Raw genomic sequence first — 22,327 nt, 5'->3', positions numbered from 1 at the left:
TCAGGTGGTTTGCGAATGGATGCCGGGCTCCGCCGCCGAGGGGGCCGCCGCGACCGAGCGGGTCGGCACAACTCCGCTCGATCCCGGCGCACTAGGCTGAGCCGGTGCTGCCCGACACAGACCACACCCCCGTCCGCCGTACCTACAGCTACCTCGGCCCCGCCGGTACCTTCACCGAGGCCGCGCTCGCCCAGGTGCCCGAGGCGCGCGACCAGATCTGGCGGCCCGTCCGCAATGTCGGCGAGGCGCTCGCGGATGTCGTCGAGGGGCGATCGGATGCCGCGATGATCGCGATCGAGAACTCCGTCGACGGCGGCGTCTCCACCGCGCAGGACGCGCTGGCCACGGTGCCGGGCCTGCGCATCGTCGGCGAGTACCTCGTGCCGGTGAATTTCGTGCTCGTGGGGCGTCCGGGCGCGACCCTCGCCGACGTGTCGCTCGTCGCCGCTCATCCCGTGGCGTACGGCCAGTGCCTGAAGTGGCTGAGCGAGCACGTGCCCGCGCACGCGCACCTGCCCGCCGAGAGCAACGTCGCGAGCGCCCTCGGTGTTCTCGACGGCACGAGCGCCGCGGATGCCGCGATCGCCGCTCCCGGCATCGTCGCCCACCACGATGTCGCGGTGCTGGCCGAGAACATCGGCGACAATCCCAACGCGGTGACGCGCTTCGTGCTCGTGAGCCGCACCGTGGCCCCGGCCCCGCCGACGGGGGCCGACAAGACCTCGCTCATCGTCGAGCTGCCCGAGGACCACCCGGGTGCGCTTCTCGAACTGCTCGAGCAGTTCGCCACCCGGGGCATCAACCTGAGCCTTCTGGCATCCCGCCCCATCGGCGACGCGCTCGGTCGCTATCGCTTCGTCATCGACGCCGACGGACACGTGCAGGACGAGCGCATGGCCGATGCCCTCCTCGGCCTTCGCCGGTTCAGCCCCAAGGTGATCTTCCTCGGCTCGTACGCGCGTGCGGACCGCGCGATCGTCCGCTACCCGCAGCGGTACAGCGACGACGTCTTCGTCGAGGCCCGTGACTGGCTCCGCGGCCTGCTGAGCGGAGAGCCCGAGGCCTGACGGCCCGCCCGCTGCTCCCGGTGGCTTCGACGGGCTCAGCCACCTCGCGTGCGATGCATGCGTGGTCGCGCGGCGGAGGTGCCTGAGCCTGCGGAGGTGCCTGAGCCTGCGGAGGTCCCTGAGCCTGCGGAGGTGCCTGAGCCTGTCGAAGGGACCGGGACCACAGACCGTCAGGCCGCGACGGCCGCCGGCGCCGCGATGAGCTCGAGCGTCTGGGCGCGCCCCTCAGAACCCTCGCCGTCGTACGCGCCCGCGACGGGCGACACCATGATCTCGTCGACGCCGTGCTGCGCGGCGAAGGCGGCGAGCTGCGCCTGGACGTCAGCACCCGTGCCCACGAACCACTTCTGCCGCGTCGAGGCCATGATCGACTGCGCCATCGCGTCGAACGGATCGGCCTTCGCCTGCTCCACCGTCTCGAGCGGCGTCAGGGGACGGTTCGTGCGCAGTCGCGCCATCATCCGCAGCTGCGGCATCGCCCGCTCCTCCGCCTCTTCGGCGGTGGGCGCGGCGACGACGTTGGCGGTGACGAAGGTGCGGGGCCCCTCACCCGACTCGTTCGGGACGAACTGGTCGCGGTACAGGCGCAGGGCGTGATCGAGTCCCTCGCCCGAGAAATGGTTGGCGAACACGTACGGCAGACCGAACGAAGCCGCGAGCTGCGCCGAGTAATCGCTGGAACCGAGCAGCCAGATCTCCGGCATCCCGGATGCCAAGGGGGTGGCCTTGACCTGATACTCGGTGCCCGAGGTGAACCGGACCGTGGCACCCTCGGGGGAGGTGAGCGCCATGATGTCGGTCACGTGGTCGGGGAAGCGGGAGACGTCGCTCGTCGTACCGGAGCGGTTCAACAGCTGGGTGATGACCGGGTCACTGCCGGGAGCTCGGCCGATACCGAGGTCGATGCGGCCGGGGGCGATCGCCTCGAGTGCGGCGAACTGCTCGGCCACGATCAGCGGCGAGTGGTTCGGCAGCATCACGCCGCCCGACCCCACGCGGATGCGCGAGGTGCGAGCGGCGGCGGCGGCGATGAGGACGGGGGGAGTCGTCGACGCGACAGCGGGCATGTTGTGATGCTCGGCGAACCAGTACCGGCGATACCCGAGGCGGTCCGCGCGCTCCACCAGGTCGAGGGCCGCGGCCACGGCTTGAGCGCTGGTCTGTCCCGCACGAACCGGGACGAGGTCGAGAACAGAGAGGGAGGGCATCACGGTGGAGAGAACCCCGCGGAGGCGCTGTGTATTCCGTCGCCGTGCACACGGCAACCCCCCTCGCGGTCTTCACCCGAGCCGCCTAGCCTCCCGGGCATGAACGACGATCAGCCCGGTGACATGCCAAGCGACAGGAGCACGATGGTGCGGACGCAGATTGCGATCGACGAGGCATCTTTCTTCCTCGCGCAGGGGCAGGACCTCGTCGCGCTGAAGGCGCGAATCGAGGAAGCCGTCCACGCGGGCGGCGGCTTCGTGTCGTTCGTCGTCGTCGGCAACCGCGAGGTGAGCGCCCTCTTCACCCCGCATTCGCGCGCGATCCTCTCGGTCGAGACCGTCCCATACGACGCGCGCGACACCGGCGACTCCGACGACCCGTACGGCGGATTCTTCGACGCCTGAACCCGCGGCATCCATCCCCAGCTTTCTCTCAGGAAATCCTCGTGACGAATCCGCTTCCCGCCTCGTCTTACCTGTGACATCGCGGGACACACGGTCCCGGAGACGACGGAAGGAAAGTGACATGGCCACCCCCACCACCACCCCCACCACCGCTACGAAGGACGGCGGCTCGACCGTCATCGTCGACGCCGTCGTCGCGAAGGTCGCCGGCATCGCCGCGGCCGAGGTTCCCGGCGTCCACGCCCTCGGTGGCGGTGCGGCCCGCGTGATCGGCAACATCCGCCAGGCCGTGGGCGCGAAGGACTACGCGCAGGGCGTGAGCGTCGAGGTGGGCGAGACCGAGGTCTCCGCCGATATCGCGATCCAGGTCGACTACCCCGAGCAGCTGCAGCGTGTCGCGTCGGACGTCCGCGCGGCCGTGCACCAGGCCATCACCGAGCTCGTCGGCATGAAGGTCGCCGAGATCAACGTGACCGTGGTCGACGTCTACATCCCGGGCGACGACGACGAGGATGCCGCGGACGACACGCGCGTCAACTGACACCCGTCTGTCAGGGGCGTCACCGAGAGGTGGCGCCCCTTTCGCGTGTCCGGAGGCCGGAGCAGGTGCTCATCGGGACGGGGACGTCACCTGGGAGCGGAAGAAGGCATCCGCGATGCTGCGCACCATCGCCGGGTCTTTGTGCAGGGGGGCGTCTTCGAAGGGAGCAGCCGCCTCGATCTGGTCCGTGACGAACCGTTCGAGCACGTCCGGAGCTGCCCCGGTGCCCAGCTCGCGCGTCCGCGCCTTGAGCGCGATCAGCTCGGTCGCGGCGTCGCGCACATCGCCGCCGACATCGCCCTCAGCGAGTAGGCGAGGCAGGTCCATCGGTGGGACCACGGCGTCGGGGTGCGTCTCGAGCCAGCGCAGGGCGGCTGCCGGCCGCAAGGCGTAGAAGAACCGCTTCAGGCTGCTCGCGCCCGCTCGCTGCTGGCGGGCGACGTGCAGATAGTGCCGACCGATCGCGGCGCGCTCCACGGTCTCCTCGGCGAGTGCCCGCAGGTCCGCGCGGAACGTCTCGTCTCCCGAATAGACGATGGGTGAGTTGAGCCACTCGATAGCGGTGGCGTTACCTTTCACGATCAGCGCGACGGTCTTGGCGAGGTCCCAACCGTTGACGTCGAAGATCTCGTCGAGCGGTGTCTCGATCACATCCCGCTCGGGCCAGAGCGAGAGGTAGCTCTCCACGGGCCGGACGAAGAGGAAGCGGCAGTCGTAATCGCTGTCGGGCGAGGGGAATCCCCACGCGCGGCTTCCGCTCTCGATCGCCCACCGGATCCGTACCCGGTGCTCGGCTTCGACGGTCGCCAACCTCCGGTCGATCTCGGCGACGACGGTGGGGTCGAGGGAAGACGGCACGGCGCGCATCGCTCGACGATAGCGCCCGGCGTCGTGCGCACGGGGAGCCGTCAGCCGCCGTGCCGGACCTCGGCGTAGGCGTCGAGCGCCCGCCGACGCGTCTCGCCGAGGTCGACCATCGGCTCTGGCGGATTCTCGCTCAGGAACTCCGGTGCCCACTCCCGCACGTACTCGTCGTGCGGGTCGAACTTCTTGCGCTGCGTGTCCGGATTGAACACGCGGAAGTACGGGGCGGCATCCGCGCCGGATCCCGCGACCCATTGCCAGTTGAAGGGGTTGCTCGCGGCATCCGCGTCGACGAGGCAGTCCCAGAACCACTGCTCCCCGTGTCGCCAGTCGATCAGCAGGTTCTTGATCAGGAAGGATGCCGTCACCATGCGCACCCGGTTGTGCATGACGCCGGTCTTCCACATCTGACGCATCCCGGCATCCACGACCGCGACGCCCGTTCTGCCCTGCTGCCAGGTCTCGAGGTGTGCGCGGTTCAGGCGCGGCCAGGGGAACGCGTCGAAGTTGCGGCGCCAGTTCACGGTCGCGATGTCGGGGGAGTGGTAGGTGACGTGCCACGCGAACTCGCGCCACACGAGCTCCGACAGGAACCCGCTCGCGCTCTTCGCGTGCTCTCCCGAGCCGCGGTGCTCGATCGTGTCGTGCCACACCTGGTAGGGACTCAACTCTCCCCAGCGCAGGCGCGGCGAGAGGTTCGAGGTCGCGCCTCCCGCGAACTCGTCGCGATAGGTCGAGTAGTCGCCGAGGTCGTCGTCGAGGAACTCCCGCAGCCGTGTCTTCGCGGCCGGCTCGCCCGGCTCCCACGTCTCGCGCAGGCCGCCGGCCCAGTCGGGCTTCGTGGGCAGCAGCTCCCAGGCGCCGAGCTCGTCGCCGTCGACGTGCCCGTCGAACCCCGGGACCTTGCGCGCTTCCGGCATCGGCGGACGCGGAGCGGGAAGCTTCTGCACCGCACGCGCGAACGGGCTGTACACGCCGTAAGGCTTGTCGGCCTGCGTGCGCACCGTCCACGGTTCGTAGAGGAGGTTCGCCGCGAACGACGCGACCGTCACGCCGTCGTCGCGCAGCTTCTCCTTGAGCTGCGCGTCGATTTCGCGTTCGACCCCGCCGTAGCGCCGGTTCCAGAACACCGCCCCCGCACCGACCTCGTCGACGACGGCCGGGACGACCTCGGCCGCGCGGCCTCGACGCAGCACCAGCTGTCCGCCGCGCTCCTCGAGCCGTTCGCCGAGGGATGCCAGAGACCCGTGCAACCACCAGCGCGCCGCCCCGCCGATCCGGCGCACCCCGTCCGACTCCTCGTCCAGGACGTACAGCGCCACGATCGGCTCCTCGCGGTCGAGGGCCGCGCGCAGCGCGGGGTTGTCGGTCAGTCGGAGGTCGTCACGGAACCACACGATCGAGGGCGAAGCCATCCCTCGACGCTATCCACCCCGGCATCCGCCGATCCGGGCTTGACACCCGCCCGCGCGATCGGCCCGCCGGCCCCGTCAGAGCGTCGAGACGTCGTGCCCCTTCGGCAGCGCCACGACGAGACCGCCCGCCACGATGCGCGTGTAGATGCGCGTCGCTTCGCCGAACTCGTCACCGTCGAGCTCGATCGGCTGTGCCGGTGCCGTCGCCAGCTCGATGCCCGTGCCGCGGAGGTACCGCACCGAGGTGTCCTTGCGGCGCTCGAGCACGCGGCGACCGGCGCGGAAGCGGCGCAGGACGGAGTTGTCCCACACGATCTTCCGCCAGACGCCCAGCCAGCCCAGCACTCCGGTCGGCTGCAGCACGGCCACGTCGAGGCGACCGTCGGCGATCGAGGCGTCGGGGATCAAGGCCACGCCGCCCTGCAGGGCGCCGCAGTTCGCGAAGAGCACGCTGTGCACCTTCGCCGAGTGCAGGCGGTGTTCGTCCAACTGGTACATCACGCGGAACGGCTTCGCGTTCACGAGGGAGCGGGCGGCGCCGTCGACGTACGCGACCCAGCCGACCTGCTTCTTCAGGTCGTCGCGGGTGTTCTGGATCATCGCGGCGTCCAGGCCCATGCCGGCCATGACCGAGAACCCGTGTTCCTCGACCTCGCCGTCGGCGCGGCGGATGCGAGCCAGCCCGGTGTCGATGGAATGGATGTCGCCCTCGAAGGTGGCGCGGATCATCGCGTCGGTGTCGGTCAGCGGGAGGTTCAGGTTGCGCGCGAGAAGGTTGCCCGTGCCGCTGGGCACGATCGTGAGCGGGATGCCGGTGGAGGTGAGGGCCTCGGCGACCGCGCGCACGGTGCCGTCGCCGCCGGCCACGAGCACGGCATCCACCTTCTCGTCGAGAGCGGCGCGGGTCGCGTCGTCGCCGAGATCGTCGACGGTCGTCTCGTAGAACAGCGGCTCGGCCCACTCGGCGTCGGCGGCGAGCTCGGCCACCCGGGCACGCAGCACCTCGGGCTCGACCTTCGTGGGGTTGTAGACGAGGGCGGCGCGCTTCTTCCGCGTGGGCTCGGCGTCCATCGGAGCCTCTTCGCCCTCGGCGTCGACGCGCTGCGTCTTGCCCGGGATCTCCGCCGACGAGTCGGGCGCGACGTCCTCCGGCTGATGGATGGTGTCGTCCGGCTCCGCGGCGTCCTTCGGATGCGGGACGTCCTTGCGCGGATGATCGGCCACGTCGTCACCCAGGCGAGCGGCGTCGAAGTGCTCGTGGGAGCCATCGGCTGCGGCCGCGTCGGCCTTCACGTCGGCGGGGGCGTCGTGGGGGACGTTCTCGGGGGACTCCGCGTCGTCACGCGGCTCGTCAGGGGCGGCCATGGCATCCACCATAGGACCGCGCGAGGGGTGCGAACCGGCTGAAGAGACGGGGTTGACGAGGGGATGCCGCGCGCGCATGAGCCGCGCGTGTCGCTGGCTCGTCCCGCGGGCAGGCGCAGACGACGGGAGGATGCCGAGACGTCGGTCGTCGCGAAGACACGCCCGGGTGTCTGCCGATCAGTGTGCCCCGCCCGAGGCGGAAGCAGCGGTCGGGTGCGACCGTAGGATGGACGCGTGATCGACCTGACTCTGCTGCGTGAAGATCCCGAGCTCGTGAAGCGCTCCCAGATCGCCCGCGGGGAGTCGCCGGATTCGGTGGACGAGGCCCTCGCCGCCGACCGCGACCGCCGCGCCGCCATCACCGCCTTCGAAGAGCTGCGCGCCGCGCAGAACGCGCACGGCAAGAAGGTGGCGCAGGCGCCGAAGGACGAGAAGGCCGCGCTCGTGGCCGAGGCCAAGCAGCTCAGCGAGCAGGTCAAGGCCGCACAGCACGCGGTCAGCGAGGCCGAGGCCGCCGCCGACGAAGCACTGGCGAAGATCGAGAACATCGTGCTCGAGGGAGTCCCCGCCGGCGGCGAGGAAGACTTCGTCACCCTCCGCACGCACGGCGAGATCCCGACCTACGACTTCGCGCCGCGCGACCACCTCGAGCTCGGCGAGAAGCTCGGCGCCATCGACATGGAACGCGGCACCAAGGTCTCGGGCAGCCGCTTCTACTTCCTCACCGGCATCGGTGCCCGTCTCGAGCTCGCGCTCATGACCCTCGCGCTCGACCGCGCGCTGCAGGCCGATTTCACGCCGATGATCCCGCCGACGCTCGTGCGCCCCGAGGTGATGCGCGGCACGGGCTTCCTCGGCCAGCACGCCGATGAGGTCTACCACCTCGACAAGGAAGACCTCTACCTCGTCGGCACGAGCGAGGTCCCGCTCGCCGGCTACCACATGGACGAGATCCTCGACCTCGAGCGCGGCGCGAAGCGCTACGCCGGGTGGTCCACGTGCTACCGCAGCGAGGCCGGTTCTTACGGCAAGGACACCCGGGGCATCATCCGCGTGCACCAGTTCAACAAGCTCGAGATGTTCGTCTACACCGACCCGGCAGATGCCGAGGCCGAGCACGACCGTCTCGTCGCGATGCAGGAGGGCATGCTGCAAGACCTCGGGCTGGCGTACCGCGTGATCGACGTCGCCGCGGGCGATCTCGGTTCCAGCGCCGCGCGCAAGTTCGACATCGAGGCCTGGGTCCCGACGCAGGACGCCTACCGCGAGCTGACCAGCACCTCGAACTGCACGACCTACCAGGCGCGCCGGCTTGAGACGCGTTTCCGCCCCGAGGGGGGCGGCAAGACCCAGCCCGTCGCCACTCTGAACGGCACGCTCGCGACCACGCGCTGGATCGTCGCCCTGCTCGAGACGCACCAGCGCGAAGACGGGTCGGTGACGGTCCCCGAGGTCCTGCGCCCGTACCTCGGCGGCCTCGAGGTCATGGAGCCGATCGCGTGACCGACGAGGCCGCTCTCCCCGACACCGGCGCCGTCGAGAGCGCGCCCAAGCAGGAGGCGGCTGACGTCGTCGCCGACCTCGCCGACGCTCCCGTCGCGCGGATGCTGATCGCGCTCGACGTTGACGGCACCGTGCTCCTCGAAGACGACACGCTCAGCCCCGGCGTCGTCGAGGCCGTCGCCGATGCTCAGGCGGCGGGCCACGAGGTGATGCTCGCCACCGGTCGGAGCTGGGACAGCACCCACACGATCATGGACCGCCTCGGCATCCGTCCCGAATACGCGGTGTGCTCGAACGGTGCGATCGTGATGCGTCGGATCGGAGAAGGGGATGCCGCGCCCTACGAGCGCGCGCACATCGAGACGTTCGATCCGACCGAGGTGCTCACCCTGCTCGGAGAGCACCTCGCGGGGGCGCACTTCCTCGTCGAGCTTCCCGACGGCTCGCGCCTGTTCACCGACTACCTCGACGACTGGAACCTCGAGGGCGCTAACCGCGTGACCTTCGATCAGCTGTCCGAACGGCCGGTCTGCCGTGTCGTCGTCGTCGCTCCCGAGAAGACCGACAAGGACTTCCTCCAGCTCGTCGAGCGCATCGGCCTCAGCCAGGTCTCGTACGCGATCGGCTGGACGGCGTGGCTCGACATCGCCCCGCAGGGCGTCGACAAATCCACCGCGCTCGAACTCGTGCGCGGGTGGCTGGGCATCCCGGCGGAGCGCGTGCTCGTCATGGGCGACGGCCGGAACGACATCGAGATGATGCAGTGGGCCGTCCGCAACGGCGGCCGCGCGATCGCGATGCACCAGGGACCCCCCGAGGTGCACGCTGCCGCCGGCGAGGTCGGCCTCTCGGTGACCGAGGGTGGCGTCGCCGCGGTATTGCGCGCGCTGTAGCCCCCTAGATGTGCGCGGCGTGCCCCGGACGGTGGCTCGCGACGCTCGCGACCAGCCACGCCAGCAGCCCGAACGGCGGCAGAAGCAGCAGCGCTGTCGCCCACGTGGCCTTGAGACCGACGGAGACGTGCGCGTCACGGACGGTGACGACGGTGGCCCAGATGGATGCCGCATAGATGAGCGCGAAGACGATGAGCATGGGGTTCCCCTCCTTGTCGAACAGGGCCCGCTGCGGAGGGCGGTGGGCTGTTTTCCCCGGTTTACGCCTGCTCGCGGGCGGATTCAAGCGGCGATGGTGTGCGCTGGGAGAACCGATACCCGCGGCTTAGCGTTCGTTCAGGAACGGATGCCGGACCCCGCCCAGGCCTCCTGCATCGCCGTCCGCAGGACCCGCGTATCGCCCCGATCGAGCGCGCGTCGACTGCGGTCGAACGCCGCGCGCGCGGCATCCCGAAACATGCCCGCGCGGTTAGGTGCGGTCGCGGCGAGTGAGGCGAGGCATTTCTGGAGGCGCACCGGGACCTCGATGTCGGCCGCTCCGTCGCGCGCGAGTGGGCGGAAGGCGTCGTGAACGAGGTCTCCCCACGTCGGCGGGGTCACGGAGACGCGCTCATGCTCGACATCGCGCGTCGGCTCGGTGAGAAGGGCCCGGGTGAAGACGCGCTGCAGGGCCGCGATCACCTCGATCGCCGTTCCCGGGTCGTTCGTCGCGGCCGAGAGCGCGCGGCTGCCGATCTCGGTGAGGGCGATCACCCCGAACCGGGGATCCTGTTCATAGGTGCGGTGGTGCTCGATCCGGAAGCAGCGACGGATGCCGGATCTCAGGCCGTCTTTGACTGTTCCGCGCACGAACACGAGTGGCACGCGGGCGTCGGTGATGCGGCCCGGTGCGGCGTGCACGTGGATGTCGACATCGTGGGAACGCGCGAGCCGATCGAGGCCGGCGATGTCGACGTGCGTGACATAGCCCACCTCCTCAGCGCCCACGGCTTCGGCATCCGCGGGGGTGCCGGTGCTTCGACGCGCGCCGAGCGCGGGGGAGGCGGCGAACACTTCGAGCGAGGTGGTCGCAGCCTTCTCGACGCGGTCGATCACGTCGGCCATGCGCCCGAAGGTGGCGAGGTGCGAGATCCATTGGAGAAGAGTCACCACGACGATTGCGATGATGACGATCGTGCCGACGAAGAGGATCGTCCGGCCCTGGTCGGTGTAGTAGCCGGTCGAGAGCGCGACGATCCCGACGAGAGAGAATGCGAAGGCTCCGACGAACGTCGACACGGCGTTCTGCGAGGTCGGGTCGGCGATGAGCAGCGAGGTCGAGCGCGGGGTCGCCGTTGTCGTGGCGGAGGAGAAGGCGGTGACCATCGCCGTCACCGAGAAGGTGCTCGCAGTAAGCATCGCCGTGGCGAGGATCTGCAGGAGCGATCCGACCGCGTTCTGCCCGAGGTCGATGGAGAGCGAGAACGGCAGCAGCGGCCCGAGGAACCGCGCCGCCAAGGCGACGAGCACCGCGGTCACTGTGAAGATCGCCGCCCGCACCCACACCTGGCGCCCGAGACGAAGGAAGAAGGATGCCACCGACCCGCGCACTGCTCTCGCCATGCGCTCGACGCTAGTCAGGCCCGCGCGTGGGGAGCGGGGGCTGGACGCGCGCTCCGCTGCACCCTCGGTAGACTCGGACGACCGGGAGGGTTGTCCGAGCGGCCGATGGACCTGGTCTTGAAAACCAGTGGGCAGCAATGTCCCGTGGGTTCGAATCCCACACCCTCCGCCAAATGTGCGTTATTCGAACCCCGCCCAAATGAAAGTTTGGGCGGGGTTTGCGCATATTCGCCCTCGTCCTCACTCTGCATGCGCAGGAGCACCGCAGAAGGGCTCCAGCGACGCTCTGGACGGTTCCCCCACTCTCGGACGGGCACGAGTGCTCCGTCCGTTCCTGTGGCGCTGAGCGCGACGTCCTGTTGAGTCGGAACGGGTACCACGGCCATCTCGCGGGCTTCGACGGCGAGCGTCGAATCTTTGGACAGCAGACCCGCGAACAGCTCCTGCACTTCGGCGTCCTCGACCGAGCCGTCCTGGCCGATGAAGACCTTCGTGAACAGCCCCTGATTAAGTAGCCGCCGCTCGGCAGGGATGGCGTTGACGTACTGCTCGTGGCAGAGGCGAGCGACTTCAGTGCGCGTTCAAGCTGGTCGTCCAGCTGCTCCAACGCTTGTTCGGACGAAGCGATCTGATGCTCGGCGGCGTCGGCCTCGCGCGTAATCCGCTCCATCTCGCTCTTGAGAATGTCCAGGGGCACAGCGCCCGCGTAGTGCGCCTTCATGAGTGCGGCCTGTTCGTTCTTCAGCGCCGAGTGTCGGCGTCGCGCCTCACCGAGCGTGAAGCGCGCGTCTGCCTGGCTGTTGGCTAGCTCCTCGCGCACGACTTGGCGGATCTCTTCGATGCGCTCAGGCGTGAAGTGGAGGCGGAGGTAGAAGTCCTCGACGCCCTTCTCCACTGCCTGCACGCTGACGTACTTCCTCGTGCAGGGCGCGGCCTTGGCACGCCGCCCGAGGCAGAAGAAGTAGTCGTAGTACGCGCCGAGCTTTCCCTTGTTACGAGTGAAGACCAGGCGGTTGCCGCACTCGCCGCAGTAGATGGTGCCTTTGAGGTAATGCGGGTGTCGGCGGTCCTTTTCGCCCGCGGAGTTATGCGCCGCGAGTACGTCCTGCACCCGAAGCCACAACTCCCGCGGAATCAGCGACGGGTGCGAGCCCTCGTAGAACGCTCCCTTGTAGACGACGATGCCGACGTAATACGGGTGCGCCAGGAGACGGTGGAGCGTCGAGACGGTGATGGGCCGTGCGGGTCGGTTGTAACCCCCTCGATTGACGAGCCCTCGTGCTTCGAGCGCCGCACAGAGGTTCTGGAGGCTCCAGTTTCCGGTGGCGTACTCCTCAAAGGCCCAGCGAATGTGCGGTGCACGCTGCTCGTCGATCTCAACCCAGCGAATGTCAGCGCGCCCCTCCTTGCGCTGCTTGTTGACGTACCCGAGCGGCGCTTGAGCAGGAGTGCCACCCTCCTTGAGCTTGGTCGTGATGCCCTTGCGGACCTCGCTCGCGAGGTTGTTCGAGTAGTAGGCGGCGACGCCGCGCATGAACTGCAGGTTGAGTAGCCCCTGGGGCGTCTCGTCGATGTACTCGGTGACCGACACGAGCGCCGTCTTTGTCTTCTCGCGTGCGTCGTCCACGACGTAATCGACCTTGGGGGAGCGGCTCAGTCGGTCGAGCTTGTGTACGACGATGTGCGTGATGCGGCGCTCGGCAAGGTCAGCCAGCAGCTGTTTGAAGGCGGGACGGTTCGTGGTCGTCCCGGTCCTACCCGGGTCGATGTAGACGTCCACGATTTCGAGGTCGTGTTCGCGGGCGTATCGCTCACACGCTTCGCGCTGGTACGGGATCGACAGGCCGAACTCGCCGCCGCCCATACGGGCCTGTTCCTCGGTGCTCACGCGGAGATACAGCCCTGCACGACCCCGACGTCGCTTGTGCGCCTCTGCCGCCGGGGTCAGCAGCGGCTCGGAGGTCGGCGTTTCGCCGTTTCGCAATCGCTGGACGAGGTCGGTGTGAGCGCCTTGGTACAGGCTCTTACGGGCCTGCCACTTCGGATCGGTCGGCCCGCGGTCGTCCGCTACTCCCTGGGTGATGGCGTCGTGATTGGGTACCACTGCCCCACTCTCCTTGCTGCTCGGCTGATGAGTGGGGTGACCATAGCCGATCACCTCTTCGCTCGCTTCGGTGGTCGCCTTCGGGTCTTGTTCGTTCATGTTCACCTCCTTTCGCTGGGTGCGGTGGTCAGTGGACCACGGGACGCATGTTTATGCAAGTGAATACATTTTGTGTTCAGCGCGCACCCCTTCGCGGAGGCCGCTGAAGTCGAAGCGAGCGGGCTCCGTCGATGCGTGCGAGGGCGAGCTTGGCGTAGTCCGGGTTCAGCTCGATCCCCTGCCAGTCCCGCCCCAGGTTCTCAGCGGCGATAGCGGTCGTCCCCGAGCCCATAAACGGGTCCAGCACCACACCCTGCTGGGGTAGCGCGTCGGGGCAGTCGCAGGTCTGCCGCAGCGCCCCACGTACCGCCGCACCGCCGAGCTTGCGCACCAGGCCCCGCCGCCACGGCGTGCCACAGTGCCCGCAGATGCCTTCCGGGCAGCCCGCGCGAACGCATTGTTCGGCGAGGGCGACGGGGAAGGTGGCGTGGTGGTCCCCCTTCCAGGCGCTGACCGGGATCGTCCAGACATCGCCGGGGTTCTTGCCGAGATCATGTCCGACCTTGCCGAGCGCTCGGTTGCGCTTGAGGCCGTCCCCGCGATCACCGTGCTTGCCTTGCCACGGGTCGGGTCCGGTGCGAGTCGGCGCGTGCTCACGTCGCCTCGGCGGCCGTGTCAGGTGCGGGGCGCGCACCGCGTCGAGATCAAAGAAGTACCGCGGCGACTTGGTGAAGACGTAGACGACTTCCCACTGATTGCGGAGGCGGTCGCTGACCGCTGTCGGAAGACCGTTCGGCTTCGCCCAGACGACCTTGTTTCGTAGCACCCAGCCCGATTCGACCATTGCGATCGCGAGCCGTTCCGGCCCGAGCAGCAGACTCTTCTTCGGGGCACCGTTGCCGGGGGTTCGAGAGTAGCTGTCGCCGACGTTGAGCCAGAGCGTCCCCGACAGCTTCAGAACGGCCTTCAGCGGCTCGATGACGCGAAGCATGTTGTCGACCCAGCCCTGAACGCTCCCCTCGTGGCCGAGCTGATCATCCATGCCGTAGTCGCGCAGCGCGTTGGCGTAGGGCGGGCTCGTCAACACCATGTCGACGGACTCCGGCGGCAGAGTTTCGAGCGTTGAGGCAGCATCGCCGACGAGAAGCCGCGGGTCGTCGCTAGGCATGGTCCGCCTCACTCTCTCGGGTGAGGGTCTTCACGAGGTTCTGGGGCGTCGAGAAGGCGTGCAGGGCCATCGTCACCCGGGCTGTGCGTCCCAGCTGCTTCTGGATGCGGCTGAGCCGCGTCTCGCTGGACGCGAGCCAGAGCACCTGGGGGAATCCACCCGAGCGCTTCTCCTCAATGCCGGTTCGCCAGTACGCCTCGTAGACGCCGGCCTTCTTGACGATGGTCTTCAGGGATTCAGTCGAGCGGTCGTACTCCCCGAAGATGAGCGACTCGTAGTCCGCGTGCGCAGCGACGACGGCGAAGAAGTCGGGCTTCAAGGTGATGAGCTGTCCGCCGATCCCAGGAAACGGGCGCCAGCAGCGCGGCTCTGTCGTGAAGTCGATGAGGCGCAGCGTTCCGGCGCGCTCGGCCTCAATGAGGTTGAGGTGAATGTCCGCGATGCCCAGTTCGTGCTCGAGGAACGCCGTCGACGGTACGCGTACGCGTCGGTCTGGCTCGCCGCTCGACACCAGGCGCTCACCCACTGGGGTCAGGTGCCAGATGTGCTGGGAGGATCCACCGGTGATGCCGCCGAGGCTCCGGGGCAGCGCGGTGATGATGCCGTAGCTCCTGAGCTTTGCGAGGACGCGGCGGGCACTCCGAGCACCGCTGAGCCGCGTCGCATGGTCGGCGAAGTGCCACCGTTCGAGGTGCCGGGTACTGAGGAAACGGTGCTGCTTGAGGGTGGCGATGATGCGAAAGTCCCGAGCGGTCAGGCTCATGCGGATCTCGTCGAGCCGCAGCTTGCCGACGCGGCCCGCTCGGGCGGCAGCCGTCATGCCGAAGGCATGACTGTCGATCCCTTGATCGGCTGTCTGGGCTGCCCTGGAGCGGGGTTGACGGGGGTCGAGGGGGAGCCGATCGGTAGAGCGATCGGATGATCGGTTGTCTTCTTCTTGGGTTTCTTGCTCTGGTTCTGAGTTGGTACTCACGGTGAAGGGGTCTCCTGTTTAGCGGTTGTTCGTGGGGCGAGGGCGTCGTCCGATCCCCGGCGGTGGTCTGCCTTCATCCCCGGCCCCCGTGTCCCCTGCTTCGTAGAGTTCGGCGACGGCGCGGTCGACCTCCTCGGGCGGAATGCCGTAGCGACGGTGGCTCTCAGCCACTACCTCGGATGGCTCGCTGACTGGGTCGGGCAGCTTGATGGTGCGACCCGAGACGAACGGCTGCGTCTTCCCCTGTTCGTAGAGCGCGGCGTAGATGTGGAACTGCTCTAGCCGCATGAGGTCGATGGCTTCTAGCTCGGGCGAATGCCGCGAAAGACTGAGCGCATCGTCGGCTCCGAGCTGGAAGTACACCCGGCTGCGCACGGTACCCGTGACCACTTCCCGAAGCTCTCTGGTGAGTTGCGCCATGACCTGATTAGCCAGGACGAACCCCGCTCCGTATCCGCGAAACAGCGTGAGCGCTTCCGCGAAGTCCTGCGTGCCGTGGATGAAGTGGTGCCACTCGTCGACCGCGATCATGACCGGGTGTCGCTTCGCGGGCTCCACTACGGCCCGCTCGTTGATCGCTCCGAACACCTCATGTAGCAGCAGCGACCCGAGCAGGGCGACCCCCTGTGCACCGAGTTGCGCTTTGGGGAGCGGCACGAGCAGGACCTTCTTCTCGCCGCCGAATACCTGCCGGACATCGAACTTCGGCTCGGCTTGGCCGAGGCAGCGGCGGAACGAAGGCCGCAGGAGGAGCTGACGAAGTCGCACGAGCACCGGGGCGACCAGCTGCGCCCTGGCCTGTTCGGTCTTGGCTTCAAACTCCGCGAAGTACGCCTGAAGGAAGACATCGCCGGAGATGTTGGCCACTACCTTGCGCCGGAACTTCGGATCGGAGAGCAGCAGCGGCAGCATGAGCAGCGTCGCGCCTGGGTACTGCACAAGTGCGAGGAGCGCACTGTTCAGGAGATCCCTCGTGGTCACGCCGATGACGTCGGACAGCACCGAACTAAAGATGCTCACGAGCCCGTCGACCACGACCTCCGGTGAACGTCCATTCAGACGCAGCGGGTTGAGTCCGATGACGCCGTCTTCGGAGAAGAGGTCGAGGTGGACGATCCGAGCGCGATGCTCAGGTGCTATGCGAGCGACCAGCGCGTCAGTGAGGTCGCGCTTGGGTTCACATACGACCGCGGCCCTGCCCTGGTTCACCCACTGCAGAACGAGTTGTGCCGTGGCATCCGATTTCCCGACGCCGACAGGCCCCAGCATCGCGAGACCTCTGAGTATCGCGTCTTCGCTGAGCGAGATCGGCCCCGTGTACCCCGATGCGGTCGCTTCCGCCAGGATGATGCGGTTCTCTCCGGGCTGGACGGTCACCGTCGGTGCGAGCTGAACAGGATGCAGGGGCGGCAGACCGGGAAGCTCGTCGCCGATGGGCAGCCCGCTAAGCGCCGTCGCCTCGCGAACGGTCAGCCGATTCTGCCACCAGAGCGGTTGGCTGGCCTCATCGAAGGACCGTGGGGACGCGGCGCGCAGGAGGAGGTGCACTCCTGGGGCTTCCAGGCGGCGAAGGGATGCATGGAGCCGCCGTAGAAGGACTCGGGCACGGTCCGGTGAATCGGCGGTCGCTCCGAGGCGGACGGCGGCAGCGAAGCCTGGTTGGTGATGCTTGGTGCGCAGCTGCTCGGCGACGAGTGGTTCTGCGCGGACAGGCGGACGGTTCAGGAGCGCGCCGAGGAAGCTCGTCGGCTGCAGGTCACTCGGAGGAGTGATGCCCCGAACGCGTGGGCCGACCACCAACTGAAGCGCGAGCATCTCGCCGCGCTTGGCTTCGCTTACACCGCGGTACAGCTCGTTCATCAACACGATGAGCGGGTCAGCGGCGAAGGCACGGTCGCTCGGCCGGACCGAGATGGCACGCGCACGAAGAACGAGAACCCGGTCCGGGACCTCAAGCGGTACGGCATCCAACCAGCGAGCCACCTGGTTCACGACATCGGCGCGGGCTCGGAGGAGAAGTCGAACACCGTCCTCGTCACCGCGTAGTTCAAGTACGAGGTGCGCGTGGGTCGCTTCGTGCGCGATACGCCGGATCATCTCAAGAGCGGTGGCCTCGTCGAGGGGTCGCTTCACGATGAGCTGACGCCACACGAGCGGTGGACGGGTGTTCATCACGTTTCCTCCTCTGGGGAGTCCTCACGGGCGGCGCGCTGTGCTGACTTATCCCGAAGCTCTCGACCGGCGATGAGGATGGCCGCACGGGCGACTTTTCGGAGGGCGGCATCGTCGTGCGGCGACGGTTCCTCCACCCCGACGACCCGGACCTTCGCTTGCTTCTTCTCGTTCATGTGCCCTCCCTTCTGTTAGCTGTTGAGCGTCGTCGTCCCCGGTTTTTGGGCGCACCGAATACCCCTGACATTGGCCAGGTGTCGAAAAGCCCCGGAACCTAGGACATCCCCGCCCGCTGGCTGAGGACTCAGAAGCCTCGCGTTGTGTGAGCGGTGGGTTTAGGTTCGACGGGCCGAACGTAAACGCACGAGAACCGACTATGCATGATCCGAATTAAATTGAAATAAACTTTCGAAATTTTGTGCAAAATCGGACGAGGCGATCGGACAGGTCGCGTTCTGATGCTCAGTACCCTTTTAGCGCCACCGATTCCGCAGTGTGATAATTACAACGGCGATGACCAGGATGACGGCCGCGATGATCACCAGCGGTACCCAAATGCTGCTGAGGATGTTGACGGCGTAGTTCAGAGCGATAGCTACGAAGATGACCGCCACGCCGAAGAGGAACAGCCGCTTGGCGAAGCTCGAAGAATTTTCTGACATCTCATTCCCCCTACGTGGGGCGTCCGATCTACCAATCGAACACCCCACGTATTCCTAGAGGCCGAAGTAGCTCCGGTAGCTCGCGCTGCGCGCGTAGCCCTCCAGCAGCGGCATGACGAACGGGGCGGCTTGCGGAGTCGCCTTCAGCCGCTCCTGCGTCCTCTCGACCATGGAGATGGTCAGGTCGATCGTCAGCATCGTGTAGGCAGCCCGCGCTTGCTCCCGGGCCGCTTTCACCGCGTACTCGACCGCGATCTGATCGAGGTCACGCCGCGCCTGGCGCGAGAGGCTGCTCCCGGCGCCGAATGCCTCGTTCCACCGCTCGACGTTGCTCATGCTGCCTGCTCGCCTTCGCCGTCGGTGTACTCGTGGGTGGGACTGTTCGACCACATCGGAAGCTGGTTGCTTCCGAGGGATCGCATCACGTCGAACATTGGTGTTTCCTTTCTGCAAGGGGCCGACCCGGGGCCGTGCGGTGGGTCGGCCCGGGTGGTGGGTTAGCTCTTGAAGGGCTCGAAGAAGTCCTTTATCGCCTCTTCGGGCACGCCGTACTTGCGTAGAATGGTGATGATCGCGTCGCGCTCATCGTCGAAATCGAAAGTCAACATGTCTGCCTCAATACGGAGCTTCGTGGTGCGGTGGCGCCGCCCGGGCGGCTCGGGGCTGATCAGCTGATACCGGTTGTACTCGCGTTATGGGACGGGTCTCGAGCAATGACAAGATGACATCCAGATGACGTGTATTCGTGTGTGGATGACGGTCGAAATGACATCTCAAAAGGAAAAGCCCCGTTCCGGATGTCCGGAGCGGGGCGGTGGCTCAGATGGATGTGGGTCGTGTTTTTTGCTGTTCGCTCTACTTGCGCCACCTGATGGCGGCGTCCCGTGCGAGCTCGTAGGTGTTGCGGTTGAGTGCCGGGTGACTGAGTTCCAGCTCGTCGTCCAGTAGCGGGATTGACAGGTCGACCAGTCCCTTGGTGTAGTTCTTGATCTCGTCCTGGGTCCAGTCGCCGTTCTCGTCTGCGTAGTCGCGCCCGAAGCGGTCACGTCGCAGTTGGTCGGCGATGCTGATGACCGTGAACAGCCAGGCCTCGTACGTTGGGCAGAACAGCGCGGCGTTGCTCTCGACGAGCCAGCCGAGCATGTAGTCCAAGATGCAGGTGGGCTGTTTGCCTTCCCGCAGCTCGCGTCCGATGACGGTGTCGGCAATGCCCTTGCCGTCATCTTGGACCAGCCAATCGATGAACCTTTGGGCTGGGTCCCAGTCCGTCTGGTAGGCCAGCCGGTAATCCTTCATGTGAGCCAAGGTGGGCTCCTTTCGATGAGGAGCCACCTCCAGCGCGTATTATACCATAACGATAATCATTGTCAATAGCGCAGCGGCTCTACACTTGCCCTATGGGCCAGGCGGAAGACGCGGAGCTGGTCGAGGCGTGCCGCCTCGATGTGCGTAGCCTTCTTGCTGGTGCGAGCGTTGGAGACCTGCTTGAACTCAATCGGGTCTTAGCGGAGGTTGCTGTACAAGCTGTGCCCGGCATTATCTGGACAGCCGAATCGACTTTCAATGCCATCGAGCAATTAGTGGAGTCGGTCGGTGACCTGGAAACCGCTCGACCAGGAGTCTGGGCCGCCAAGGTCCTTCTCGGCTACAGTGCCGCTCCGCGTGAAGATGACCTGGTTCCTGCGCACCAAACACCAGGTTTCACAGTCTCGATGCTGAGGCGGGATCGGATTGGCGGCAGTCGCGTCGCGTTCTCCGACAGTATCGACTTACGCCGTGCTTATGTGTTACCCGTATTCGGCCTCAAAGACCAAGGCAACCTTCGGAGTGACCGCCCGCCCTCCAAGAGTGTCTCCCGTCTCCTCGACGGGTTCACGGCAGAACTTCTGGATCTTGTCCGGAGGCGCGCTGTGGACTTTGCTGGTCAGGATGACCCAGTGTCGCCTGAGGAGGAGCACTCGGATGCGCCCGATGATCCAACCCTGTCATTGCTGCATGCGTCGTTGGAAGAATGTGACGTTACGGCCGAGTCCGCCCCGCAGCCAGTTCCTACTTCCTCTCATGCAGGATCTACTCAAGACGTGGATTATGTCGATTTGGCGTTTGGGCCGCCACCTCGGTCGCCGGGTCTGATAGAGAAAAGCAAGACTGCGTTCTCGTCCTATTTGCGAGACCGATCGAACTGGCCAGTCCTATTCCTGCTAGTGGCTGCGGCGGTAGCGTTCATATGGATACTTCTCGCCGGGCTGCTGTCCGGCGCCGGTCCTGAAGGCGCGATCGACGCAGGTCCAGTTAATTCTTCCGGAAGGGCTGTAACCCCGTCAGGTAGTCAATCCCCGTCCGAATACTATTACTTCCCAGGGATGGCTGATTGGTGCGAAGGCTCGGCGATGGATCAGCCGCGCGAGTTGCACGATTCAATCGATATTTTTCTGGTCTACGACGGTGATTGTCCAACTCCCGGCCTTGAGGTAGTTGATTCTAAACGACCCATAGGTGTCTGGATTCGCTATATCAACACGAGCGGCGTGACGCTATCTGACCTCCGAGTCAGAAGCACGCGTCCTCTAAGTGCCAACGTGGTGGGCGGACCGGAATTTGCGAAACCATTCGGCACCAAGGTGAGCGAGCTGCCTGCCGGTCAGCGTGACCAGAGCGAGCTGTTCTCGGATGAAGGCCTTGCTGTGGAACCTCTAGAGCCGTTCGCCGAACTGTCCGTCTTCTACAGAGTGGATATCTCGGATCCGGAAGCGTGCGGCGACCTGTCCTACACGTTCACAACAGAATTCGTGGGCTACCCAAGCTCGGAGTCCACCGCTGCCGCGGTGCTCAAGACCGGTCGAACGTGTCACTAGGCGTTGGGTGCGCTATCGCCACGCCGAGACATCCGGTGCACCCGCCGGTATCAGCTCCGTTACCTCGATGTGCAGCACGTTGCTGAGCGCCACCAACGTGTAGAGCGACGGGTTCGCGCTCACCTCGGGCCGTGACAGCCCCTTCTCAAGTTGGGCGTACGTTGCCCTCGTGATGCCTGCTGCGGCTGCCAGTTGCTCTTGGCTGAGTCCCGCCTCGATACGGCGGCGGTGTAGCTCTAGACCGAGCTTGCGGACGTAGGGAGCCCACTCGGGAGGGGGGACGCGCTTAGCCATCCCTCCACGTTCGGCACGGGAAGACTCGCGCTGGATGATAAATTAGGCATAATGAAGCATGCATGAAGCATCTGTGAGCTGCCTCCACGCCCGCTGACGGCTTCCTGAACCCGAACCCTCGTCTCGCCGCGCCCGTGAGGAACCCGTTATGTCTCGTTCGCTCCACCCGTCCCTTCCCCGCCGCTGGAAGGCCCTGTCGCTTACGATCGCCGCTGGCCTTGGAGCAAGCCTGGCCGTGTTTGGCGGCATCGCAGCGGCCAATGCCGCCACGACCACCATGACCCTCAACTGCACGAGCACGGCGGGCGGCGTGATCAACGTGCGTTCCGATCTGAGCGACTCCGGCCCCGAGCCCGAGGGTGGCTACCCGTCGCTGTCCCTCACCGTGAACAGCGGACCCCTTGAGCAGTCCGCTAAGCCGACCTCGGACGGCATCTACACCGCCCAGGTGCCCTTCAGTAACACCGCTTCGACGCACGTGGTCGTCGTCTTCACGGACGACCCCAACCGCTACATCGCCTACGACAACTTCTTCGCCGGGGCGTGCGATCCCACGCCCACGCCCACCCCGACCCCGATTGAAACCAGCACGCCGACTCCTTCTCCGACCGAGACGGCGACGCCTACGCCGACTCCGACACCCGAGCCGACGTCCACCTCGACGCCTACGGCCACCCCGACGGTCTCTCCGTCGCCGAGTCAGTCCGCTTCTCCGCTGGCCGTATCTCTCTCGACGAGCACGGTGTCGCGCGGGAGCCAGGTCGCCGTGACGGCAAGTGGCTTCGCATCCGGCGAGACGGTGGAGATATGGCTCCACTCCACTCCGACCAAGCTCGTGACGGCAACCGCTGACGACAACGGAGCAGTCCGGCAGACCGTGACGATTCCGTCTGGCACGGACATCGGCGCGCACAAGATCGAGGCACGTGGTGCTAGCAGTGGCTCTGCCTACGCCAACCTGACAGTTACGGATGGCCTCGCGGTTACGGGCTTTGACCCCGTCGCGAGCACCGTCGGTGGCGGTGCGGGAGCGCTGCTGCTGGCTGCGGGTATTGGCGTCGTGTTCTTTGCGCACCGCCGTCGGGTTCACCAGCGGTGATGACCGGCCAGCGAGCTACGTTGATGCCAGGTCTCGTGGCGGCAGTGCTTCTGTTGTCCTCGTGTGCTGCATCCGCCGGCGCATCTCAGCCTGCTGCT

General features: G+C 66.7%; 22 protein-coding genes, 1 tRNA gene and 1 pseudogene. 9 read left to right on the top strand and 15 right to left on the bottom strand.

Features of this window, described 5'->3' with window-relative positions:
* Positions 1-104: 104 nt before the first annotated feature.
* Positions 105-1,067, top strand: a complete 963-nt coding sequence (gene pheA / locus AB0O24_RS08170; protein ID WP_275795988.1) for a prephenate dehydratase — start codon at positions 105-107, stop codon at positions 1,065-1,067.
* A 170-nt stretch (positions 1,068-1,237) separates the two neighbouring features.
* On the opposite strand, the gene AB0O24_RS08165 is transcribed toward pheA, so the two are convergent.
* Positions 1,238-2,275, bottom strand: a complete 1,038-nt coding sequence (locus AB0O24_RS08165; RefSeq protein WP_363373931.1) for an LLM class flavin-dependent oxidoreductase — start codon at positions 2,273-2,275, stop codon at positions 1,238-1,240.
* Positions 2,276-2,374: 99 nt separating this feature from the next.
* Here AB0O24_RS08165 and AB0O24_RS08160 point away from each other — a divergent pair, with 99 nt between their 5' ends.
* A complete protein-coding gene (locus tag AB0O24_RS08160; protein ID WP_363373928.1) occupies positions 2,375-2,680 on the top strand; it encodes a hypothetical protein in 306 nt (101 codons plus the stop codon).
* 121 nt (positions 2,681-2,801) lie between these two features.
* The gene (locus AB0O24_RS08155) at positions 2,802-3,221 is read left to right on the top strand and encodes an Asp23/Gls24 family envelope stress response protein (RefSeq protein WP_363373926.1); all 420 of its coding nucleotides are present in this window, start codon (positions 2,802-2,804) and stop codon (positions 3,219-3,221) included.
* A gap of 69 nt (positions 3,222-3,290) precedes the next feature.
* Here AB0O24_RS08155 and AB0O24_RS08150 read toward each other — a convergent pair whose 3' ends face one another.
* The 3 genes from AB0O24_RS08150 to AB0O24_RS08140 form a co-directional block, all read right to left on the bottom strand.
* Positions 3,291-4,088, bottom strand: a complete 798-nt coding sequence (locus tag AB0O24_RS08150; protein ID WP_275795984.1) for a nucleotidyltransferase domain-containing protein — start codon at positions 4,086-4,088, stop codon at positions 3,291-3,293.
* 41 nt (positions 4,089-4,129) lie between these two features.
* The gene (locus AB0O24_RS08145; protein WP_363373924.1) at positions 4,130-5,500 is read right to left on the bottom strand and encodes a deoxyribodipyrimidine photo-lyase; all 1,371 of its coding nucleotides are present in this window, start codon (positions 5,498-5,500) and stop codon (positions 4,130-4,132) included.
* Positions 5,501-5,575: 75 nt separating this feature from the next.
* Entirely contained in the window at positions 5,576-6,865 is a 1,290-nt protein-coding gene (locus tag AB0O24_RS08140) for a diacylglycerol kinase family protein (protein WP_363373922.1), read from the bottom strand.
* A gap of 234 nt (positions 6,866-7,099) precedes the next feature.
* On the opposite strand from AB0O24_RS08140, the gene serS reads away from it, so the two are divergent.
* Positions 7,100-8,368 (top strand): serine--tRNA ligase, encoded by a 1,269-nt coding sequence (gene serS, locus AB0O24_RS08135; RefSeq protein ID WP_363373919.1) that lies wholly within the window; start codon positions 7,100-7,102, stop codon positions 8,366-8,368.
* Positions 8,365-9,261: an HAD family hydrolase gene (locus AB0O24_RS08130; protein WP_275795980.1), complete on the top strand. Its 897-nt coding sequence runs from the start codon at positions 8,365-8,367 to the stop codon at positions 9,259-9,261. Before serS ends, AB0O24_RS08130 begins: the two co-directional genes overlap by 4 nt.
* Before the next feature lie 4 nt (positions 9,262-9,265).
* On the opposite strand, the gene AB0O24_RS08125 is transcribed toward AB0O24_RS08130, so the two are convergent.
* The gene (locus AB0O24_RS08125) at positions 9,266-9,460 is read right to left on the bottom strand and encodes a PLDc N-terminal domain-containing protein (protein ID WP_275795979.1); all 195 of its coding nucleotides are present in this window, start codon (positions 9,458-9,460) and stop codon (positions 9,266-9,268) included.
* A 137-nt stretch (positions 9,461-9,597) separates the two neighbouring features.
* Positions 9,598-10,863, bottom strand: coding sequence for a DUF2254 domain-containing protein (locus AB0O24_RS08120; RefSeq protein ID WP_363373915.1), 1,266 nt, complete (start codon positions 10,861-10,863; stop codon positions 9,598-9,600).
* An 84-nt stretch (positions 10,864-10,947) separates the two neighbouring features.
* On the opposite strand from AB0O24_RS08120, the gene AB0O24_RS08115 reads away from it, so the two are divergent.
* Positions 10,948-11,035 (top strand) — tRNA-Ser (locus AB0O24_RS08115).
* Between the two features lie 759 nt (positions 11,036-11,794).
* Here AB0O24_RS08115 and AB0O24_RS08110 read toward each other — a convergent pair.
* The 4 genes and pseudogenes from AB0O24_RS08110 to AB0O24_RS08095 form a co-directional block, all read right to left on the bottom strand.
* Positions 11,795-12,727, bottom strand: a pseudogene (locus AB0O24_RS08110) (recombinase family protein); the annotation flags it as partial.
* 415 nt (positions 12,728-13,142) lie between these two features.
* On the bottom strand, positions 13,143-14,174 hold the full coding sequence (locus AB0O24_RS08105) for a site-specific DNA-methyltransferase (protein ID WP_363373913.1): 1,032 nt from the start codon (positions 14,172-14,174) through the stop codon (positions 13,143-13,145).
* Positions 14,167-14,994 (bottom strand): replication-relaxation family protein, encoded by an 828-nt coding sequence (locus tag AB0O24_RS08100; protein ID WP_363373910.1) that lies wholly within the window; start codon positions 14,992-14,994, stop codon positions 14,167-14,169. The genes AB0O24_RS08105 and AB0O24_RS08100 overlap by 8 nt, the downstream gene beginning before the upstream one ends.
* Positions 14,995-15,165: 171 nt before the next feature.
* Positions 15,166-16,695, bottom strand: a complete 1,530-nt coding sequence (locus tag AB0O24_RS08095; protein ID WP_363373907.1) for a type IV secretory system conjugative DNA transfer family protein — start codon at positions 16,693-16,695, stop codon at positions 15,166-15,168.
* A gap of 117 nt (positions 16,696-16,812) precedes the next feature.
* Between AB0O24_RS08095 and AB0O24_RS08090 the strand changes: the two genes are divergently transcribed.
* Positions 16,813-17,193 (top strand): hypothetical protein, encoded by a 381-nt coding sequence (locus tag AB0O24_RS08090; RefSeq protein ID WP_363373905.1) that lies wholly within the window; start codon positions 16,813-16,815, stop codon positions 17,191-17,193.
* A gap of 125 nt (positions 17,194-17,318) precedes the next feature.
* On the opposite strand, the gene AB0O24_RS08085 is transcribed toward AB0O24_RS08090, so the two are convergent.
* From AB0O24_RS08085 to AB0O24_RS08070, 4 genes are all read right to left on the bottom strand, one after another.
* Positions 17,319-17,495: a hypothetical protein gene (locus AB0O24_RS08085; protein ID WP_363373903.1), complete on the bottom strand. Its 177-nt coding sequence runs from the start codon at positions 17,493-17,495 to the stop codon at positions 17,319-17,321.
* A 297-nt stretch (positions 17,496-17,792) separates the two neighbouring features.
* Positions 17,793-17,981, bottom strand: coding sequence for a hypothetical protein (locus AB0O24_RS08080; protein WP_363373901.1), 189 nt, complete (start codon positions 17,979-17,981; stop codon positions 17,793-17,795).
* A gap of 54 nt (positions 17,982-18,035) precedes the next feature.
* Positions 18,036-18,317 (bottom strand): hypothetical protein, encoded by a 282-nt coding sequence (locus tag AB0O24_RS08075; protein WP_363373899.1) that lies wholly within the window; start codon positions 18,315-18,317, stop codon positions 18,036-18,038.
* A gap of 519 nt (positions 18,318-18,836) precedes the next feature.
* The gene (locus AB0O24_RS08070; protein ID WP_363373897.1) at positions 18,837-19,286 is read right to left on the bottom strand and encodes a hypothetical protein; all 450 of its coding nucleotides are present in this window, start codon (positions 19,284-19,286) and stop codon (positions 18,837-18,839) included.
* A 92-nt stretch (positions 19,287-19,378) separates the two neighbouring features.
* Here AB0O24_RS08070 and AB0O24_RS08065 point away from each other — a divergent pair, with 92 nt between their 5' ends.
* The gene (locus AB0O24_RS08065) at positions 19,379-20,836 is read left to right on the top strand and encodes a hypothetical protein (RefSeq protein ID WP_363373894.1); all 1,458 of its coding nucleotides are present in this window, start codon (positions 19,379-19,381) and stop codon (positions 20,834-20,836) included.
* Between the two features lie 12 nt (positions 20,837-20,848).
* On the opposite strand, the gene AB0O24_RS08060 is transcribed toward AB0O24_RS08065, so the two are convergent.
* Positions 20,849-21,130 carry a helix-turn-helix transcriptional regulator gene (locus AB0O24_RS08060; RefSeq protein ID WP_363373892.1) on the bottom strand — a complete coding sequence of 94 codons (282 nt, stop codon included), beginning with the start codon at positions 21,128-21,130 and terminating at the stop codon, positions 20,849-20,851.
* 148 nt (positions 21,131-21,278) lie between these two features.
* Here AB0O24_RS08060 and AB0O24_RS08055 point away from each other — a divergent pair, with 148 nt between their 5' ends.
* On the top strand, positions 21,279-22,229 hold the full coding sequence (locus AB0O24_RS08055) for a hypothetical protein (protein ID WP_363373889.1): 951 nt from the start codon (positions 21,279-21,281) through the stop codon (positions 22,227-22,229).
* Positions 22,230-22,327: the final 98 nt, after the last annotated feature.

Source organism: Microbacterium sp. NPDC086615, assembly GCF_040686055.1.
Classification (GTDB): Bacteria; Actinomycetota; Actinomycetes; order Actinomycetales; family Microbacteriaceae; genus Microbacterium.
Note: the sequence above shows the minus strand (reverse complement) of the source record. Positions and strands in the feature narration are given on the sequence as shown.

Excerpts from the sequence above, each read along its gene's own strand:
- AB0O24_RS08165 (WP_363373931.1), bottom strand. The coding sequence starts at position 2,275 with ATGCCCTCCCTCTCTGTTCTCGACCTCGTCCCGGTTCGTGCGGGACAG.
- AB0O24_RS08085 (WP_363373903.1), bottom strand. The coding sequence starts at position 17,495 with ATGAACGAGAAGAAGCAAGCGAAGGTCCGGGTCGTCGGGGTGGAGGAA.
- AB0O24_RS08055 (WP_363373889.1), top strand. The coding sequence starts at position 21,279 with ATGTCTCGTTCGCTCCACCCGTCCCTTCCCCGCCGCTGGAAGGCCCTG.
- AB0O24_RS08075 (WP_363373899.1), bottom strand. The coding sequence starts at position 18,317 with ATGAGCAACGTCGAGCGGTGGAACGAGGCATTCGGCGCCGGGAGCAGC.
- AB0O24_RS08140 (WP_363373922.1), bottom strand. The coding sequence starts at position 6,865 with ATGGCCGCCCCTGACGAGCCGCGTGACGACGCGGAGTCCCCCGAGAAC.
- AB0O24_RS08060 (WP_363373892.1), bottom strand. The coding sequence starts at position 21,130 with ATGGCTAAGCGCGTCCCCCCTCCCGAGTGGGCTCCCTACGTCCGCAAG.
- AB0O24_RS08145 (WP_363373924.1), bottom strand. The coding sequence starts at position 5,500 with ATGGCTTCGCCCTCGATCGTGTGGTTCCGTGACGACCTCCGACTGACC.
- AB0O24_RS08150 (WP_275795984.1), bottom strand. The coding sequence starts at position 4,088 with ATGCGCGCCGTGCCGTCTTCCCTCGACCCCACCGTCGTCGCCGAGATC.
- AB0O24_RS08125 (WP_275795979.1), bottom strand. The coding sequence starts at position 9,460 with ATGCTCATCGTCTTCGCGCTCATCTATGCGGCATCCATCTGGGCCACC.
- AB0O24_RS08100 (WP_363373910.1), bottom strand. The coding sequence starts at position 14,994 with ATGACGGCTGCCGCCCGAGCGGGCCGCGTCGGCAAGCTGCGGCTCGAC.
- AB0O24_RS08080 (WP_363373901.1), bottom strand. The coding sequence starts at position 17,981 with ATGTCAGAAAATTCTTCGAGCTTCGCCAAGCGGCTGTTCCTCTTCGGC.
- AB0O24_RS08090 (WP_363373905.1), top strand. The coding sequence starts at position 16,813 with ATGCTTGGTGCGCAGCTGCTCGGCGACGAGTGGTTCTGCGCGGACAGG.
- AB0O24_RS08155 (WP_363373926.1), top strand. The coding sequence starts at position 2,802 with ATGGCCACCCCCACCACCACCCCCACCACCGCTACGAAGGACGGCGGC.
- AB0O24_RS08160 (WP_363373928.1), top strand. The coding sequence starts at position 2,375 with ATGAACGACGATCAGCCCGGTGACATGCCAAGCGACAGGAGCACGATG.
- AB0O24_RS08105 (WP_363373913.1), bottom strand. The coding sequence starts at position 14,174 with ATGCCTAGCGACGACCCGCGGCTTCTCGTCGGCGATGCTGCCTCAACG.
- AB0O24_RS08065 (WP_363373894.1), top strand. The coding sequence starts at position 19,379 with ATGGGCCAGGCGGAAGACGCGGAGCTGGTCGAGGCGTGCCGCCTCGAT.
- AB0O24_RS08120 (WP_363373915.1), bottom strand. The coding sequence starts at position 10,863 with ATGGCGAGAGCAGTGCGCGGGTCGGTGGCATCCTTCTTCCTTCGTCTC.